This window comes from Bradyrhizobium sp. T-12, from assembly GCF_058314695.1.
In genome coordinates, this window is the sequence record NZ_CM177756.1 from 1451557 (window position 1) to 1467846 (window position 16290).

Sequence of the window (16290 nt, forward strand, 5' to 3'; positions counted from 1 at the left end):
GCGATCGGCCGGAGGCCGAACGGATCCTCCGGCGCCTGTTTTCAACTGTCTCCTTTCAGTCTGAGTTGGTGAGTAATGAGTGTTGCGTTCGCAGGTAATTCGACCACGACCGGCTCGCGCGAAGCGGGGCCGCTGCGGGTGATGATCGTCGACGACTCCGTCGTCATCCGCGGTCTGATCTCGCGCTGGGTCGGCGCCGAGCACGACATGGAAGTCGCAGCCTCGCTGCGCACCGGGCTCGAGGCGGTCAACCAGCTCGAACGCATCAATCCCGACGTTGCCGTGCTCGACATCGAAATGCCCGAGCTCGACGGCATCTCGGCGCTGCCGCAACTCCTGGCGAAGAAGCGCGATCTCGTCATCATCATGGCCTCGACGCTGACCCGCCGCAACGCGGAGATCAGCTTCAAGGCGCTGTCGCTCGGCGCGGCTGATTACATTCCGAAGCCGGAATCGACGCGCGAGGCGTCGGCCGCGGACATCTTTCATCACGACCTGATCCAGAAGATCCGTCATCTCGGCGCGCGGCTGCGCCGCAAGCCCGCGGTTGCAAGTCCGCCGCTCGTGCCTGCGAGCCCGGCTCCGGCCCTGCGCAGTCCGATTGCACGGCCGGTCGCGCCCGCATCGGCTTCCGCCGCGCCGGCTGCATCGTCAGGGGCGCTGAGCCTGCGCCCGTTCTCCAATCAGGCCCCCAAGGTGCTGCTGATCGGCTCCTCGACCGGCGGTCCGCAGGCGCTGATGGCGCTGGTCACCGAGCTCGGCCCCGTGATCGACCGCGTCCCCGTGCTGATCACCCAGCACATGCCGCCGACCTTCACGACCATCCTTGCCGAGCATCTGGCGCGTTCGAGCCGCAAGCCGGCGGCCGAGGCGGTCGACGGCGAGCCGGTGAAGCCGGGACGGATCTATCTCGCGCCCGGCGGCAAGCACATGCGCGTCGCGCGCAGCGGCGTGGACACCGTGATCGCGCTCGACGACGGCCCCGCCGTCAATTTCTGCAAGCCGGCGGTCGATCCGCTCTTCACCTCCGCCATCGACATCTGGCACGGCAGCATCCTCTCCGTGATCCTGACGGGCATGGGCTCGGACGGCATGCGCGGCGGCAAGGACATCGTAGCCGCCGGCGGCAGCGTGATCGCGCAGGACGAAGCCTCCAGCGTGGTCTGGGGCATGCCGGGCGCGGCGGCCAATGCCGGCATCTGCGCGGCGGTCCTGCCGCTCAACCAGATCGGCGCCAAGGTCAACCGCCTGTTCGCGGGAGACCGCTCGTGACGCCGGTCGATTACGACTATCTGCGCAAGTTCCTGAAAGAGCGCTCCGGCCTCGATCTGTCGCCCGACAAGCAATATCTGGTCGAGAGCCGGCTGTTGCCGCTGGCGCGCAAGGCCAACCTTCCCGGCATTCCCGATCTCGTGCTGAAGATCAGGAACGGTGACGGCCGGCTTGCCACCGACGTGGTCGAAGCCATGACCACCAACGAGACCTTCTTCTACCGCGACAAGATTCCGTTCGATCATCTGCGCGAGACCATCCTGCCGGGACTGATCCGGGCCCGCGCGGCGCGCAAATCCTTGCGCATCTGGTCGGCGGCGTCGTCGACGGGGCAGGAGCCCTATTCGATCGCGATGTGTATCAAGGAGATGGGCGCGGCCCTCGCCGGCTGGCGCATCGAGATCGTCGCGACCGACCTGTCGCAGGAGGTGCTGGAGAAGTCGAAGGCCGGAATCTACAGCCAGTTCGAGGTGCAGCGCGGCCTGCCGATCCAGCACCTGATGAAGTATTTCACGCAAACCGGCGAGCTGTGGCAGCTCAACGCCGACATTCGCGCGATGGTCCAGTTCCGCCAGCTCAATCTGCTGCAGGACTTCTCCCATCTCGGCACGTTCGACGTGATCTTCTGCCGCAACGTCCTGATCTATTTCGACCAGGACACCAAGGCCGTGATCTTCGAGCGGATGGCGAAGGGCCTGGAAGCCGACGGCACGCTGCTGCTCGGGGCCGCCGAATCCGTCGTCGGCATCACCGATGCGTTCCGTCCCATCACCGAGCGTCGCGGTCTCTACCAGCTCAACCCCGCACGCTCCGGCTGCCCCATGGGCGGGTTGATGCCGCCGTCGCTGAAGGTCGCCGCGGCGAGGTGAGCTCTCTTGCCTCGCCCCGCTTGCGGGGAGAGGCATAGGCCGTGCATCAGTATTTTTGCAGTTCGGTCTCGAGGGCGGACTTCACTTCTTCTGCCGATGGCGTAACGCCCTTGCTCGCAGGCGTGAAGAAGACGCCTGGCAAGACACCATCTATCTGCAACTTCGGTAGGAGTACCTCGAGGAGGTCGCTCAAGGATATCGAGCGAGGTACATACCCACTCCACTCGCCTGAGGCGCACACGTCGGCGTATTCCTTTGCGGGCCATAGCGGGAACACGGTCTTTCCATCATCCGTCGCTGCAAGAGCCCATCCGTCCCGGTGCAGACCCCACACGAGCTGCTGATCTGCAACAACTTTGATGAAATGCTCGAAGCGTTTCGCGCCAGGCAGTGCAATCACCGCCGCCATCTGCTTCGGGGGCACTTTCATGAGATAGCTCTTCCTACAAGATCGCATGCGGCAGGAACCGAGAGCCGTTGCCCGTGATCGGGCTCTCGTCTTCGCGGATCGACAGGCCGCACGGCTCGTGGTTCACCAGCCAGCTTCCAACAACCACGTAGTTGCCGGAAAAATTCGGCAGCGGCGACAGCGCCTGCCGTATGAAGCCTTCAGCGCCATAAGGGCCCGCCTGCTCGTCGAGCGGCGTGCCGCCCGAGACCAGCGTGACATTGGCGCCTTCGCGCGACAGCAGCGGCTTGCGGACATAGGACGTTCCGAGCTCCGCGGCCCGCGCGTCGTCCTCGAAGAAGGCCGGCAGCAGGTTGGGATGGTTCGGAAACATCTCCCAGAGCAACGGCAGGATGCCCTTGTTGGAGAGCACCGCCTTCCATGGCGGTTCGATCCAGCGCGTCGCTGCGCCCTTCAGCTTGGCGCCGAACGCGTCCTGGAACATCCATTCCCAGGGGTAGAGCTTGAAGGCGAGCGCGATGTCGGCATCGTCGAGATCGACGAAGCCGCCGCCCTCGTCGCGCCAGCCGACCTGCCCGATGTCGAGCAGCGTGGTCGAGAGTCCGGCCTGCCGTGCCGTGTCTTCGAGATAAGCGAGCGTGCCGGCGTCCTCGGCATTTTCAATTGCGCCGGCGAGGTGCAGGTGACGGCCCGCGGCGATCGTCTTCCATGCCTCGATCAGGCGTTCATGGATGGAGTTGAACTGATCGGCCCGCACCGGGACGATGCGGCGCTCGATCGCCTGTTCGAGCCAGGTCCATTGAAACACCGCGGCCTCGAAGATCGAGGTCGGCGTATCCGCGTTGTATTCGAGCAGCTTCGCCGGCCCCTTGCCGTCGTATTTCAGGTCGAGGCGGCCGTAGAGGCTGCGGTCGTCGCGCTTCCAGCTCTCGGCGATCAGGCTCCAGAACGCTTCCGGAATCTGCAGGCGCCGCAAATAGCGTTCCTCGCCGATGACACGGCCGGCAAGCTCCAGGCACATCGCGTCGATCTCGCCGGTCGGCGTCTCGATGCCGCGCTCGATCTCGTCCAGCGTGAAGCCGTAATAGGCACGCTCGTCCCAATAGCGTTCGCCGTCGATGGTGTGGAAGACGAAGCCGCATTGCGCAGCGGTCTCTCGCCAGTCGTCGCGCTCCAGGCAGGTGATGCGCTGCATATTATTTCCTGCGCATGATCTTGTCGGAAAACCGGTGGCCACTTTTCCGGATCATGCGCTAGCCGCCGCCCGAAAAACCGTGGCCGAACGAGCCGAAGCCGCCGCGGCTGACGCTGCTGTGGCCGGAATCGGACGACGTCCCCGACGAGGAATGGCTCGACGAGTCGCTGCTGAAGAAGCTCGATCGCGACGAGTGCGAACTGCTGCCGCTGCCCGATGAACTGCTGCTGGTGCAGGTCGTGGTGGTCTGTCCCGGCACGGCGCCGGGCGTCGGCTCGCAGGTCTGCCGCGGCATCATCGTGTAGGCGGTGGTGCCGACCGCGAGCGTGCCCATCACCAACAGCGCGACATGGCCGGAGCGCTTCACCGGCGGCTTGGTCGGCAGCGGCAATGGCTGTGGCAGGCGTGGCCGGCGCTTGCCGAAGTCCTTTTTGGAGGGTTTGTCGACCATCTCAATAGATCATGCTGGCGGCGTTGAGCAGGCCGGCCGCGAGCGAGGACAGGCCGAGCCAGATTGCCGGCGCAAGCTCGCCGGCGGCAATCCGTTCGGACAGGTTCGGCACCGGCACGCGTACGAGAAAGAACACGATGACCTGCACGATCAGCGCGATCATGGCCCAGATCAGGCAGTCCAGCACATTGGCCGAATGCGCGATGGCGCTGACCAGCGGCGCCACGAAGCCGAGGAGGCTAAGGCCGAGCGCGATCGCTGCGGCCGGCTCGTTGTCGCGGATCAGCTGGAACTCGTTATGCGCGGTGATGCGGGTGTAGACGAACAGATACGCCACGATCGCGATCAGCCCGGTGCAGAAATAGACCAGGAAGGCGGGCAGGCCGGCCAGTGATTGCAGGATCATCATTCCCCCATCGTGCAGCGACCATTCGTCGGCGGGGGAAGCATAGCGGTTCAAATGTTAAGCCAGAGATGAGGCGATGCCCCAAAAAACAAAACCCCGCCATTTGCGGCGGGGTCCAGGCTGGGAGGAGCGAGCCCTGTCGGGCTCGCGACGTAAACGAAAGGAGATCAGGCGGGAATGCGCTCTTCGTGCTCGTGCGGCTCGCGCAGCACGTAGCCGCGGCCCCACACGGTCTCGATGAAATTGCGGCCTTCGGAGGCGTTGGCGAGCTTCTTGCGGAGCTTGCAGATGAAGACGTCGATGATCTTCAGCTCGGGCTCGTCCATGCCGCCATAGAGGTGGTTGAGGAACATTTCCTTGGTGAGGGTCGTGCCCTTGCGGAGCGAGAGCAACTCCAGCATCTGATATTCCTTGCCGGTCAGATGCACGCGCTGGCCGCCGACTTCCACCGTCTTGGTGTCGAGGTTGACGACGAGGTCGCCGGTCTGGATGACCGACTGGGCATGGCCCTTGGAGCGGCGCACTATCGCGTGGATGCGGGCCACCAGCTCGTCCTTGTGGAAGGGCTTGGTCATGTAGTCGTCGGCGCCGACGCCGAGACCCTTGACCTTGTCCTCGATGCCGGCGAGGCCGGAGAGGATCAGGATCGGTGTCTTGATCTTGGAGACCCGAAGCTGCTTGAGCACGTCGTAGCCGGACATGTCGGGCAGGTTGAGGTCGAGAAGGATAATGTCGTAATCGTATAATTTACCGAGATCGACGCCTTCTTCCCCCAAATCGGTCGTGTAGACGTTGAAGCTCTCAGACTTCAACATCAGCTCGATCGACTGCGCGACGGCGCTGTCATCTTCAATCAGCAAAACGCGCATGCCAGTTCCCCATAGTCGCCGCTCCTGGGCGTCAGGTCGGCCGCATTCGCGGCACTCAACAAAACGCCTTTGAACAACTGATTCGGATCCTGACAACAGATGGTTAACAAATCCTGATTCTGGAACGCAAGTCCCCCGGGTGCAATTTTTATCGAATCGCCCTAAGGTCTTGCGTGAGAAGCAGCTTTCGTCACCCAGCTCCGTTCAAGTTCCACTTTAAGAGACGGGCCTAACCGACTCCCGCGACTCGGCCTTCTTCTGAAGGGGAGTCACGCTCAGTCTCAAAGACAGTGACGCAATGATTAATGATGCGGGTAAACACGAAGTTAAGCGCCGTTCAGAAATATGGCGAAACTTAAGGTTTTCACCGTGAAGTCCCGGGATCGCGCATGGCGACCCCGGGGATTACGAAGGTGCGCCCCTTAATGAAGGCCCCGCTATGAAGGCGCTTGCCGAACAGATCGGCGATATCGACGGCATCAATATCTATGGCCGTGTGGTCGGCGTGCGCGGCCTGATGGTCGAGGTGGCCGGTCCCATCCACGCGATGTCGGTCGGCGCGCGGCTGGTGATCGAGACCGGCGCCAACCGTTCCATTCCCTGCGAGGTCATCGGCTTCTCCGGCAACAATGCTGTCGTGATGCCGTTCGCCGGCCTCGATGGCGTGCGCCGCGGCTGCAAGGCCGTGATCGCCAACGCCGCCAATCTGGTGCGACCCTCGTCCGCCTGGCTCGGCCGCGTCGTCAACGCGCTGGGCGAGCCAATCGACGGCAAGGGCCCGCTGCCGCAAGGCGCGTCCCCGATGCCGTTCCGCAACACGCCGCCGCCGGCGCATTCGCGCAAGCGGGTAGGCAGCCCGCTCGATCTCGGCGTGCGCGCGATGAACACCTTCCTCACCTGTTGCCGCGGGCAGCGCATGGGCATCTTCGCCGGCTCCGGCGTCGGCAAATCGGTGCTGTTGTCGATGCTGGCGCGCAACGTCGATGCCGCGGTCAGCGTCATCGGGCTGATCGGCGAACGCGGCCGCGAGGTGCAGGAATTCCTGCAGGACGACCTCGGCGAGGAGGGCCTCGCACGCTCCGTCGTGGTGGTCGCGACCTCGGACGAGCCGGCGCTGATGCGCCGCCAGGCGGCGTATCTGACGCTTGCGGTCGCCGAATATTTTCGCGACGAGGGCCAGGACGTTCTCTGCCTGATGGATTCGGTGACGCGCTTTGCCATGGCCCAGCGCGAGATCGGCCTGTCCGCCGGCGAGCCGCCGACCGCGAAGGGCTACACGCCGACCGTCTTCACCGAGCTGCCGAAGCTGCTCGAGCGCGCCGGTCCCGGCCTCGGGGAGGGCGCCATCACCGCGATCTTCACGGTACTGGTCGACGGCGACGACCACAACGAGCCGATCGCGGACGCCGTCCGCGGCATCCTGGACGGCCACATCGTGATGCAGCGCTCGATCGCCGAGCGCGGCCGCTATCCCGCGATCAACATCCTCAAATCCGTCTCCCGGACCATGCCGAAATCGGCCGATCCGGAATTCTGGCCCGTCATCCAGCGGGCGCGCCAGGTCATGGCGACCTATGCCGACATGGAGGAATTGATCCGGCTCGGCGCCTATCGGGCCGGCTCCAGCCCCGAGGTTGACGAGGCGATCCGCCTGCACGAGCCGCTGGAGGCCTTCCTGCGCCAGCGCAAGGACGAAAATGCATCACTGGCGGACGGCTACCGCCAGTTGGCTCACATCCTCGGTAATTTGGAAACGGAACGCTAACTTTGTCCGGTCATCATCCGATCCCACAGAGTAGCAGAACCGGTCTGGGCCCCCATTGGGCCCGTGGGGTGACCGGTATCGTCCCACGTGCAGCGGGGGGACTTCTGGGGAGTATGAGTCGATGAAGTCACGAGATACCCTCATTCGCCTGAAGAAATTTCAGGTCGACGAGAAGCGCCGCCGGGTCACCCAGATCGAGACCATGATTGCCGATTTCCAGCGGATGTCGGTCGATCTCGAGCGCGAGATCCAGACCGAGCAAGAGCGTGCCGGGATCAACGATCCCTCGCACTTCGCCTACCCGACCTATGCCAAGGCGGCGATCCAGCGCCGCGAGAACCTGACCCGCTCGGCCGACGAGCTCAAGGGCCAGCTCGACGAAGCCAAGGCCGCGCTGGCCGAGGCCTTCGAGGAGCTGAAGAAGGTCGAGCTGCTCGACGAGCGCGACCAGGCCCGCGAGCGCGCTGAAGAGAACGCCCGCGAGCAGGCCGACCTCGACAGCATCGGCCTGATGCGCGCCCGCATCGGCGCCGTCGCCTAACGGCACCATCCGCCAGATCATCCTGGAATTTGCCAAACCCGGACCCGCAAGGTCCGGGTTTTCGCTTGCGCTGTCCACAGCGTGGCGCCGCGCCCCTTGGTGGTCGGCTTTGTCGCGCGCTATGGTGGTGCGGTGCCCGGGCTTTCGCGGAACGCGACGGGCCGCGTGTCGGGGGGCTGAATGCTGACGCCAGCAGAGCTGGTCGGGTTGATCGAGGCGGTGGCGAAGGGCGATCAGGCCGCGTTCGAGCGCCTTTACGCCGCCACGCGCGCGAAACTCTTTGGCGTCGTGCTCCGTATCTTGCGCCGACAGGATCTCGCAGAGGAGGTCATTCAGGAGACCTACGTCAAGATCTGGAACAGTGCCGGCCGGTTCGATCCGGCGCTGTCGTCGCCGATCACGTGGATGGCCTCGATTGCGCGCAACCGTGCGATCGACATCGTGCGCAAGAAGTCCGAGGTCTCCATCGAGGAAGAGCCTCAGGCGATGGAGGTCGCGGCCGACAGCCCCGACCCGCTGGCGCGCCGGGAGATGACCGAAGAGCTGAAGCGGCTCTTGGAATGCGTCGGCCGGCTCGAGCCGGACCGTCAGCGGCTCGTGCTTCTTGCCTATTACAACGGCTGGAGCCGCGAGCAATTGGCGGAGAAATTCTCAGCCCCGGTCAACACGGTGAAGACGTGGCTGCGGCGCAGCATGTTGGATATTCGCGAATGCCTCGGACTATGAGGGTGTTCATTGTGAGGGTGGTTCTGGACTGCATATGATGGCCTATTCGGAGGACCATATCGCGCTCGCCGCGGAATATGCGCTCGGCACGCTCGACGCCGACGAGCGCGCGCAGGTCGAGACCATGATGGCGGTGGACGAGGCGTTCGCCGCGATCGTGCAGGCGTGGTCCTATCGGCTCGGCGTCCTCAACCAGATGGTCGGCTCGGTCGAGCCGCGTCCGATCGTATGGGAGAACATCAGGTCCGAGATCGCGCGCACGGCGCCGGCACAGCAGCCGCCGGCGCTTGCGGAGACTTCGCCGCCGCCTCCGCCTGCACTGGAGCTGCCCGCTTCGGAGAGGGCGGAGCCTGCGATCGAGGCCGCTCAGGCCCCGGCGGTGCCGCCTGCCGAAGCCGCGCCGCCGGAAATTCCGCGCCCCGAATCCGACGCGCTTGCCGACGTCGCGCCGCAATTCATCCCGCAAGTCCATGCGCCGGATCTCGCATTGGTCCGCGCGCCGCAGGCGCCGGTCGTCGACGATGGCAACGTGATCCGCCTCGAGGGCCGCGTGAAGCGCTGGCGCTCCATCGCATCCGTCGCCGGCGCGCTCGCCGCGGCGTTGCTCGTCACCCTGTCGCTTCAGATCTTCCTGCCCGATGCGCTGCCGGGCGCCTTGCGTCCCGCGCCGCGCATCCAGACCGTGGAAGTGAAGACGCCGGGCGCGCCGCTCACCGCGTCGGCGCAATATGTCGCGCTATTGCAGGGCCAGGCCGGCGGCCCCGCCTTCATTCTCACCGTCGACGGTGCGACCAAGAACTTCACGGTGCGCAAGGTCGGCGCGACGCCGGAGCCCGGCAAGAGCTTCGAGCTCTGGCTGATCTCCGACAAGCTGCCGCGCCCGCGCTCGCTCGGCGTGATCGGCTCCAGCGATTTCACCGCGCGTCCGCTGCTCGCCGCCTATGATGCCGAGGTCGTCAACGGCGCGACCTACGCCGTCACCGTCGAGCAATCAGGCGGCTCGCCCGACGGCCGGCCGACCTCCGCCCCGGTGTTCTCGGGCAAGCTGATCGAGACCGTGCCGCCGTCGCAGCCGCAGGCCCCCGCGAAGCAGTAGGTGCCGTAGCCCGGATGGAGCCTGCGGAACGACAAGCGACCAGGTTCGTCCTGTCGCCACGGTCCATCCCGCCGTCGTATCCCGACAACTCCCCCCGAAACCGTCCCTGATTTGAACCTCGCGGCAATTTGCGGCGTCAAATCCCCGGAAATTGCAGTCGGCGCCGCCGATCGCGGAGCCGAAAGAGGGGCTGGAAATCAGATGGATGCAGCGAAAACGCCCGGCATCTTCGTTCACCACTACACCGGCCTGCCGCACGGCCCGGCGTTCGAGCATTGGCGCGAGCGGGCCTTCGGTGCCTGCGGCCTCGATATCGGGCCGAGCCAGGGCGACAGCATCGATTGCCGGCTTCAGGTCAGCGTGGTCGACAACATCACGCTCGCCATTCCGGAAGGCGCCTCCGCGCAATATTCCCGCACCCAGAGCCACCTCGCCGACGGCAGCGACGACCTCGTCCTGATCGCCGCCCATGCGGGCCTCGTCCGCGTCGGGCAGAATGGCCACACCGTGGAGCTTGCGCCCGCCCAGATGGTGCTCGTCGACATGAGCATCACCGGCACCGTCGGCCACACCATTGAGAACCGCTTCACCACCATCCGCATGCCGCGCCGCGCGCTGCTTGAGATCAATCCGCGCGCCGAGGACAAGCTCTCGCAGCTGCTCGTCGACGGCGCCGTCGCCGAGACCATCTTTCGCTACCACGCGCTCGCCGCCAATCACGCGCCGCATCTCGATGCGGTGGGCCAGCGTCTCACCGCGCAGCACATGGTCGATCTCGTCGGCCTCCTGCTCGGCACCGATGCCGAGCATGCAAGCCTTGCCCGCGGCCGCGGCCATGCGGCGGCGCGCCTCGACCTCATGCGCGCCGACGTGATGGCCGCGCTCGGCCGCAACGATCTCTGCCTGTCCGAGATCGCGACACGCTCGGGCCTCAGCCCGCGCCAGGCCCAGCGCCTGTTCGAGCAGGCCGGCACCACCTTCACCGAATTCGTGCTGGAGCAGCGCCTCCTGCAGGCGCGCAAGCTGCTCGGCGACCCCCGCGCCCGGGCGCGCAAGATCAGCGACATCGCGCATTCCTCGGGCTTCGCCGATCTCTCCTATTTCAATCGCGCCTTCCGCAAGCGCTTTGGCGCGACACCGTCGGAATTGCGCGAGGCGTGAGCGGACGAGTTCTGCGCGCGTAGCCCGGATGAAGCGCAGCGCAATCCGGGACCTTTGTGCGTCTGGGCGAGACTCCCGGATCTCGTGCCCCGGACGCAGCGCAGCGTCCATTCGACGGTGCGCTGCAGAGCCGGGGCCCATGTGGCAGCGAACCGTGCAGCTTCCTAGGTCCGGCTCTGCGCAGCAACGCAAAGGGCGTTGCAGCGCGTCCGGGACACGAGAGGGACGCTCACGATGATGGGGTTAAGAGGTGCGCAACGGAAATGGATCGGCACCCCAGACATGAGAAAGCGCCCGTGGGGGGGCGGGCGCTTTCTGTAGTCGACTTGGGGTTGGGGTCGTCTACATATCCACGTGGCGACTTTGGGGGGCTGGTAAAGAGCCGCGTGAATTCAAAAAACTCGTGTCTCCTCAGCGAACGAGCGAGGTGTTCGCGCTGGTGATGGTGACCGGCTTGCCGGCCTTCATGACGCGTGCGGTCTGGGTGAGGCCTTCGTCCGAACTCGTCGTGCGCGCAGTGATGCCAAGGCCCGCAACCGCGATACCGGCAACAAGGGCAACGACCACGATCTTCAAATGGGTCGAGCGATCTGCGCTGTAAATCGAGTGGTTCATGGAAGGCTCCTGCCGCCATCTACCCGAAGTAGTCGCCTGCGTCGTTGGGCAGGTTCATGCTTCCGGTGCCCAACAACCTAGTATTGGGGGGATTCGTTCCCAAGTGGCCATCACAAGAGCGTGACAGGACGTGAAAGATCGCGATCAAGAGAGACCCTTGATCGCGCATTTCGGCAATTATTTCAAAGCTGTAATGTGCCGGTGGGGCGCCTTGTCGTCGTTTGGTCCACAAGGCACCTGGAACTCAAAAACCATTTGCCTGTGGCCGAAAAACACACGGCTTCTTAAGGCAAATCAGACGCTTCCGACCGTTTTCAACCTCGCCCTGGGGTGGATCTCGGCCTGCGACAGCACCGTGGTCTGGGCCCGGAACCGCTCCACCAGGGACCGGACGAACGGGCGAATTGCAGCGGAGGTGACCAGCACCGGCGCCTCGCCCTCGCGCGCGGCGCGCTCGAAGGCTTCGCGCACGGCGGTCATGAATTCCGACAGTTTCGAGGGCTGCATCGCAAGGCTGCGCTCCTCGCCCTGGCCGATGATGGATTCGGCGAAGGCCTGCTCCCATTTCGCCGACAGCGCGATCAGCGGCAGGTAGCCGGCATAGGAGGTGTTTTGCGCGCAGATCTGGCGGGCGAGGCGGGCGCGGACGTGCTCGACCATGGTCGCGGGATTGCGCGAGAAGGCCAGCGAGTCGGCGATGCTTTCGAGGATGGTCGAGAGGTCGCGGATCGAGATGCGCTCGGCGAGCAAGAGCTGCAGCACGCGCTGGATGCCGGAGACCGTGACCTGGCCGGGCACGATGTCCTTGACCAGCTCGCTCTGCTCCTTCGGCAGCTCCTTGAGCAGCTTTTGCACCTCGCCATAGGACAACAGGTCCGACATGTTGGCCTTGAGCAGCTCGGTGAGGTGGGTCGAGAGCACGGTCGCGGCGTCGACCACGGTGTAGCCCTTGAGCGAGGCCTCCTCCTTGAGGCTGGCATCGACCCAGGTCGCGGGCAGGCCGAAGGTCGGCTCGGTGGTGTGGATTCCGGGCACCTGCACCTGGCTGCCGCCGGGGTCCATGACCATGAACTGGTTCGGCCAGATCTTGCCGGTGCCGGCGTCGACCTCCTTGATCTTGATGATGTAGGTGTTGGCCTCGAGCTGGACGTTGTCGAGGATGCGCACCGCCGGCATCACGAAGCCCATCTCGATCGCGAGCGAGCGGCGCAGCGCCTTGATCTGCTCGGTGAGGCGGTCGGTGCCGTCGGGACCGTTGACGAGCGGCAGCAGCGCATAGCCGAGCTCGATCTTGAGGTCGTCGATCTTGAGCGCGGCGGAGATCGGCTCCTCGGTCGCGGCAGCGCCTGGTGCGCCGGGCTGGCCGGCCGCAGGTGCGGCCTTGGCGGCTTCCTCGGCCTTGGCGGTGACGCGGTTGCGATTGCGGGCATTCCAGGCCAGCGCGCCGGCGCCGGCGCCGAGCGCCAGGAACGGGAGGGTCGGAATGCCCGGCAGCGCCGCCAGCACCAGCATGACCGCGGAGGACATCGCGAGCGCCTGCGGATAGCCGGAGAACTGCTTCATCAGCGCCTTGTCGGCAGCGCCCGAGACGCCGGCCTTGGAGACGAGCAGGCCGGCCGCGGTCGAGACGATCAGAGCCGGCACCTGGGTGACGAGGCCGTCACCGACCGTCAGCAGCGTGTAGCTGCGCCCCGCGTCGGCGAACGACATGCCCTGCTGCGCTACCCCGATGATCATCCCGCCGACGACGTTGATGAAGACGATCAAAAGGCCGGCGATGGCATCGCCCCGGACGAATTTGGAGGCACCGTCCATGGCGCCGAAGAAGCCGCTCTCGTCCTCCAGCTCCTTGCGGCGGTGCTTGGCGACGTTCTCGTCGATCAGGCCGGCGGACAGGTCGGCGTCGATCGCCATCTGCTTGCCGGGCATGGCATCGAGGTGGAAGCGGGCGGCGACTTCCGCGATACGGCCCGAACCCTTGGTGATGACGACGAAATTGACGATGATCAGGATGGCGAAGACGATGATGCCGATGACGAAATTGCCGCCCATCACGAAGCTGCCGAAGGCCTCGATGACGTGACCGGCGGCCGCCGTGCCCTCGTGCCCGTGCGACAGGATCAGGCGGGTCGAGGCCATGTTGAGCGACAGCCGCAGCATGGTCGAGATCAGCAGCACGGTCGGGAAGGCCGAGAATTCCAGTGGCGTCTGGATGAACAGCGACGTCATCAGGATCAGGATCGAGAGCGTGATCGAGATCGCCAGGAACAGGTCCAGCACGATCGCGGGCAGCGGCAGGATCAGCACCACCAGGATAGTGAGGATGCCGAGCGCCAGCGCGATGTCGCCGCGCTTGAGGATGGTGACGATCTCGTTGAGGGAGGGGATGCCAGGTCTTGCGGTGCCTACGCCCTGTCCCGCGGTGACGTCGACCATGGTAGCTGCCTCCCCGCGCGACTGCCGTCCGCGCGCCCCAAACGTCTGCGCGGCGGCCGATGGGCCGCCGTTTCGAAAGTGAGGCACCGCACTGGCGTCCACGGGGTTCCTCCCGTTCTACGCGGCCGACGACACTCGACTTCACCCGGCAATTCTTGCCGGGTGTATGGTTAGCAAAGGGTTAACGGAGGGGCGGGAAGAGGAGCGGACCGGGCCGATTTAGCCCGTTATTCCGGGGCGCCCAAAGGGCGAACCCGGAATCCATCGGGGCGCAGAGGTGGTCGATGAATGGATTCCGGGTTCGCGCTGCGCGCGCCCGGAATGACAATGGGAGGAGGGCCCTACTTCGCCCTCTCCATCTTGGTCACCGTATACCCCGACGCCGCTTCCTCGGCCTCGAAGGTCACCTTGTCGCCGACCTTGACCTGCTTGAGCATGGCGGGGTCCTTGACGCGATAGACCATGGTCATGGGGTCATCCATGCCGAGGCTCTTGGCCGGCCCGTGCTTGAGTGTGATCTTGCCGGCGCCCTCGTCGATCTTCTTGACCTCGCCGCTGATCGCAGCAGCCCCGGCCGCCAAAGCTGCGGTGGTAACGCTCAGCGTCAACGCCAGCGCGGCGGTAATGTTGATGATGCGGTTCATGGGAGCTCCTTGTCGTTACTTGACGGTGACGTGGCCGACCATGCCGTTGTCGCGGTGGTCGGGAATGAGGCACGAATATTCGAACGTCCCGGGCTTGCTGAATTTCCAGAGGACCTCGGCCGTCTTTTGCGGCGCGAGCCTGACCCCATTGGGATCGTCGTGCTCCATGTGCGGATGCTTCTTCATCTCCACCGCATGCGCGAGATTCTCATTGGTGGTGGCGAGCAGGAATTCGTGGTCCTCCTTGCCGACATTGCGCAGCACGAAGCGGATCTGCTCGCCGCGCTTGACCTCGATCCGGGCGGGTGCGTAGTCCATCTCGTTGAGCAGGATCTCGATCGTGCGCGCGGGCTTGTTGGGATCGCCGGGCTCGCCGGCCGAAAAATTCGCATGAGTGTGCTTGTCGTGCGCAAGGGCCGGCGCAGCGGACAGCGCAAGCAGCGCGAGGCCAAGTTTGATCGTCTTCATCGTCATCTCCAGTTGGTGGTTCATCGAAACGCTCACATCTTGTGTTTCATCGGCGGGCTGTCCGGCCGCTGCCGTGCCGGCTCCGCGGCCGGCGCCGCGACCTCGTAGGCGACGGTGCCTTGCGGGAATTTGTACGGGCCGGGATCGCGGTAATCGTCGCGCGCAAGGTTCTCGCGGATCTTCATCACCGTGAACATGCCGCCCATCTCGATCGCGCCGAACTGGCCGGTGCCCGTCATCATCGGCAGCGTGTTGTCGGGCGCGGGCATCTCCATGTTGCCCATCGCCATGCCGGTCGAGCCCATCGCCATGCCGTCAGGCGCGAGCTTGCCGACGGCCTTGGCGAGATCCTTGCGCGACACGCCGATCAAATTGCGCACGTCGTGTCCCATCGCGTTCATGGTGTGATGCGACTTGTGGCAGTGGAACGCCCAGTCGCCGGGATTGTCGGCGAGCACGTCGAACACCCTGACGGCACCGACCGGCACGTCCGTCGTCGTCTCCGGATATTGCGCGCTCTCCGGCACCCAGCCGCCGTCGGTGCAGGTCACCGCAAAACTGTGGCCGTGCAGGTGGATCGGATGGTTGGTCATGCTGAGATTGCCGATGCGCACGCGCACCTTGTCGCCGAGTCGCACCGCCAAGGGATCGATGCCGGGAAACACCCGCGCGTTCCAGGTCCACATGTTGAAGTCGGTCATCTCGTTGACATGCGGCAGATAGGTGCCGGGGTCGACGCGATAGGTGCTCATCACGAAGACGAAGTCGCGATCGACGGGCCGGAAGCCGGGGTCGCGCGGATGCACGACGACCATGCCCATCATCCCCATCGCCATCTGCACCATCTCGTCGGAATGCGGGTGGTACATGAAGGTCCCGCTCTTCCTCATCTCGAACTCGTAGACGAAGGTCTTGCCGGGATCGATGTGCGGCTGGTTCAGGCCGCCGACGCCGTCCATGCCGCTCGGGATGATCATGCCGTGCCAGTGCACGGTGGTGTATTCGGGCAAGCGGTTGGTCACGAAGATGCGGACCTTGTCGCCCTCTACCGCCTCGATCGTCGGGCCCGGCGACTGGCCGTTATAGCCCCACAAATTCACCTTCATTCCTTCCGCGAATTCGCGCACCACGGGTTCGGCGACGAGATGGAATTCCTTCCAGTCGCCGTTCATGCGGAACGGCAGCGACCAGCCGTTCAGCGTGACGACGGGGCGATAGTCGGGCCCGCTGATCGGGTGCAGCGGCGGCTGCATCACCACCTTGTCCATGGTTGGGGCTTCCGGAATCGACGCGGCCTGCACGCGGCCTTGAACCGCGGATGCGCCGACCAGCGCGGCAGTCCCCAAAAATCCTCGGCGGGAAAACAT

The 16290-nt window shown here is 65.1% G+C and carries 17 protein-coding genes; 7 read left to right on the forward strand and 10 right to left on the reverse strand.

Features of this window, described 5'->3' with window-relative positions:
- Positions 1–75: 75 nt before the first annotated feature.
- Complete coding sequence (locus AC0WRY_RS07005) at positions 76–1272, forward strand: protein-glutamate methylesterase/protein-glutamine glutaminase (protein ID WP_194406289.1); 1197 nt, start codon at positions 76–78, stop codon at positions 1270–1272.
- Complete coding sequence (locus AC0WRY_RS07010) at positions 1269–2141, forward strand: CheR family methyltransferase (RefSeq protein WP_194406290.1); 873 nt, start codon at positions 1269–1271, stop codon at positions 2139–2141. The genes AC0WRY_RS07005 and AC0WRY_RS07010 overlap by 4 nt, the downstream gene beginning before the upstream one ends.
- A gap of 46 nt (positions 2142–2187) precedes the next feature.
- Here the strand turns inward: AC0WRY_RS07010 and AC0WRY_RS07015 are convergent, their stop codons facing one another.
- The 5 genes from AC0WRY_RS07015 to ctrA all read right to left on the reverse strand — a co-directional run bounded on the left by AC0WRY_RS07015 (position 2188) and on the right by ctrA (position 5471).
- Positions 2188–2571, reverse strand: a complete 384-nt coding sequence (locus AC0WRY_RS07015; RefSeq protein WP_194406291.1) for a DUF2750 domain-containing protein — start codon at positions 2569–2571, stop codon at positions 2188–2190.
- Between the two features lie 13 nt (positions 2572–2584).
- On the reverse strand, positions 2585–3745 hold the full coding sequence (locus AC0WRY_RS07020) for a glutathionylspermidine synthase family protein (protein ID WP_194406292.1): 1161 nt from the start codon (positions 3743–3745) through the stop codon (positions 2585–2587).
- 58 nt (positions 3746–3803) lie between these two features.
- On the reverse strand, positions 3804–4196 hold the full coding sequence (locus AC0WRY_RS07025; protein WP_194406293.1) for a hypothetical protein: 393 nt from the start codon (positions 4194–4196) through the stop codon (positions 3804–3806).
- A 1-nt stretch (position 4197) separates the two neighbouring features.
- The gene (locus AC0WRY_RS07030; protein WP_194408189.1) at positions 4198–4602 is read right to left on the reverse strand and encodes a DUF350 domain-containing protein; all 405 of its coding nucleotides are present in this window, start codon (positions 4600–4602) and stop codon (positions 4198–4200) included.
- Between the two features lie 167 nt (positions 4603–4769).
- A complete protein-coding gene (ctrA, locus tag AC0WRY_RS07035) occupies positions 4770–5471 on the reverse strand; it encodes a response regulator transcription factor CtrA (RefSeq protein ID WP_008138878.1) in 702 nt (233 codons plus the stop codon).
- A gap of 439 nt (positions 5472–5910) precedes the next feature.
- On the opposite strand from ctrA, the gene fliI reads away from it, so the two are divergent.
- The 5 genes from fliI to AC0WRY_RS07060 all read left to right on the forward strand — a co-directional run bounded on the left by fliI (position 5911) and on the right by AC0WRY_RS07060 (position 10760).
- A complete protein-coding gene (gene fliI / locus AC0WRY_RS07040) occupies positions 5911–7236 on the forward strand; it encodes a flagellar protein export ATPase FliI (protein WP_194406294.1) in 1326 nt (441 codons plus the stop codon).
- 121 nt (positions 7237–7357) lie between these two features.
- On the forward strand, positions 7358–7777 hold the full coding sequence (gene fliJ, locus AC0WRY_RS07045) for a flagellar export protein FliJ (RefSeq protein WP_011084990.1): 420 nt from the start codon (positions 7358–7360) through the stop codon (positions 7775–7777).
- A gap of 180 nt (positions 7778–7957) precedes the next feature.
- Positions 7958–8503 (forward strand): sigma-70 family RNA polymerase sigma factor, encoded by a 546-nt coding sequence (locus AC0WRY_RS07050; RefSeq protein ID WP_194406295.1) that lies wholly within the window; start codon positions 7958–7960, stop codon positions 8501–8503.
- 37 nt (positions 8504–8540) lie between these two features.
- Positions 8541–9599, forward strand: coding sequence for an anti-sigma factor (locus tag AC0WRY_RS07055; protein ID WP_491123448.1), 1059 nt, complete (start codon positions 8541–8543; stop codon positions 9597–9599).
- A 201-nt stretch (positions 9600–9800) separates the two neighbouring features.
- Complete coding sequence (locus AC0WRY_RS07060) at positions 9801–10760, forward strand: helix-turn-helix transcriptional regulator (protein ID WP_491122842.1); 960 nt, start codon at positions 9801–9803, stop codon at positions 10758–10760.
- A gap of 411 nt (positions 10761–11171) precedes the next feature.
- Here AC0WRY_RS07060 and AC0WRY_RS07065 read toward each other — a convergent pair whose 3' ends face one another.
- The 5 genes from AC0WRY_RS07065 to AC0WRY_RS07085 all read right to left on the reverse strand — a co-directional run bounded on the left by AC0WRY_RS07065 (position 11172) and on the right by AC0WRY_RS07085 (position 16290).
- Positions 11172–11375, reverse strand: coding sequence for a hypothetical protein (locus AC0WRY_RS07065; protein WP_106951440.1), 204 nt, complete (start codon positions 11373–11375; stop codon positions 11172–11174).
- 294 nt (positions 11376–11669) lie between these two features.
- A complete protein-coding gene (gene flhA / locus AC0WRY_RS07070; RefSeq protein ID WP_491122843.1) occupies positions 11670–13811 on the reverse strand; it encodes a flagellar biosynthesis protein FlhA in 2142 nt (713 codons plus the stop codon).
- Positions 13812–14152: 341 nt separating this feature from the next.
- A complete protein-coding gene (locus tag AC0WRY_RS07075; protein WP_483072020.1) occupies positions 14153–14455 on the reverse strand; it encodes a copper-binding protein in 303 nt (100 codons plus the stop codon).
- Positions 14456–14470: 15 nt separating this feature from the next.
- A complete protein-coding gene (locus AC0WRY_RS07080) occupies positions 14471–14923 on the reverse strand; it encodes a cupredoxin domain-containing protein (protein WP_194406300.1) in 453 nt (150 codons plus the stop codon).
- Between the two features lie 32 nt (positions 14924–14955).
- Positions 14956–16290, reverse strand: coding sequence for a multicopper oxidase family protein (locus AC0WRY_RS07085; protein WP_491122844.1), 1335 nt, complete (start codon positions 16288–16290; stop codon positions 14956–14958).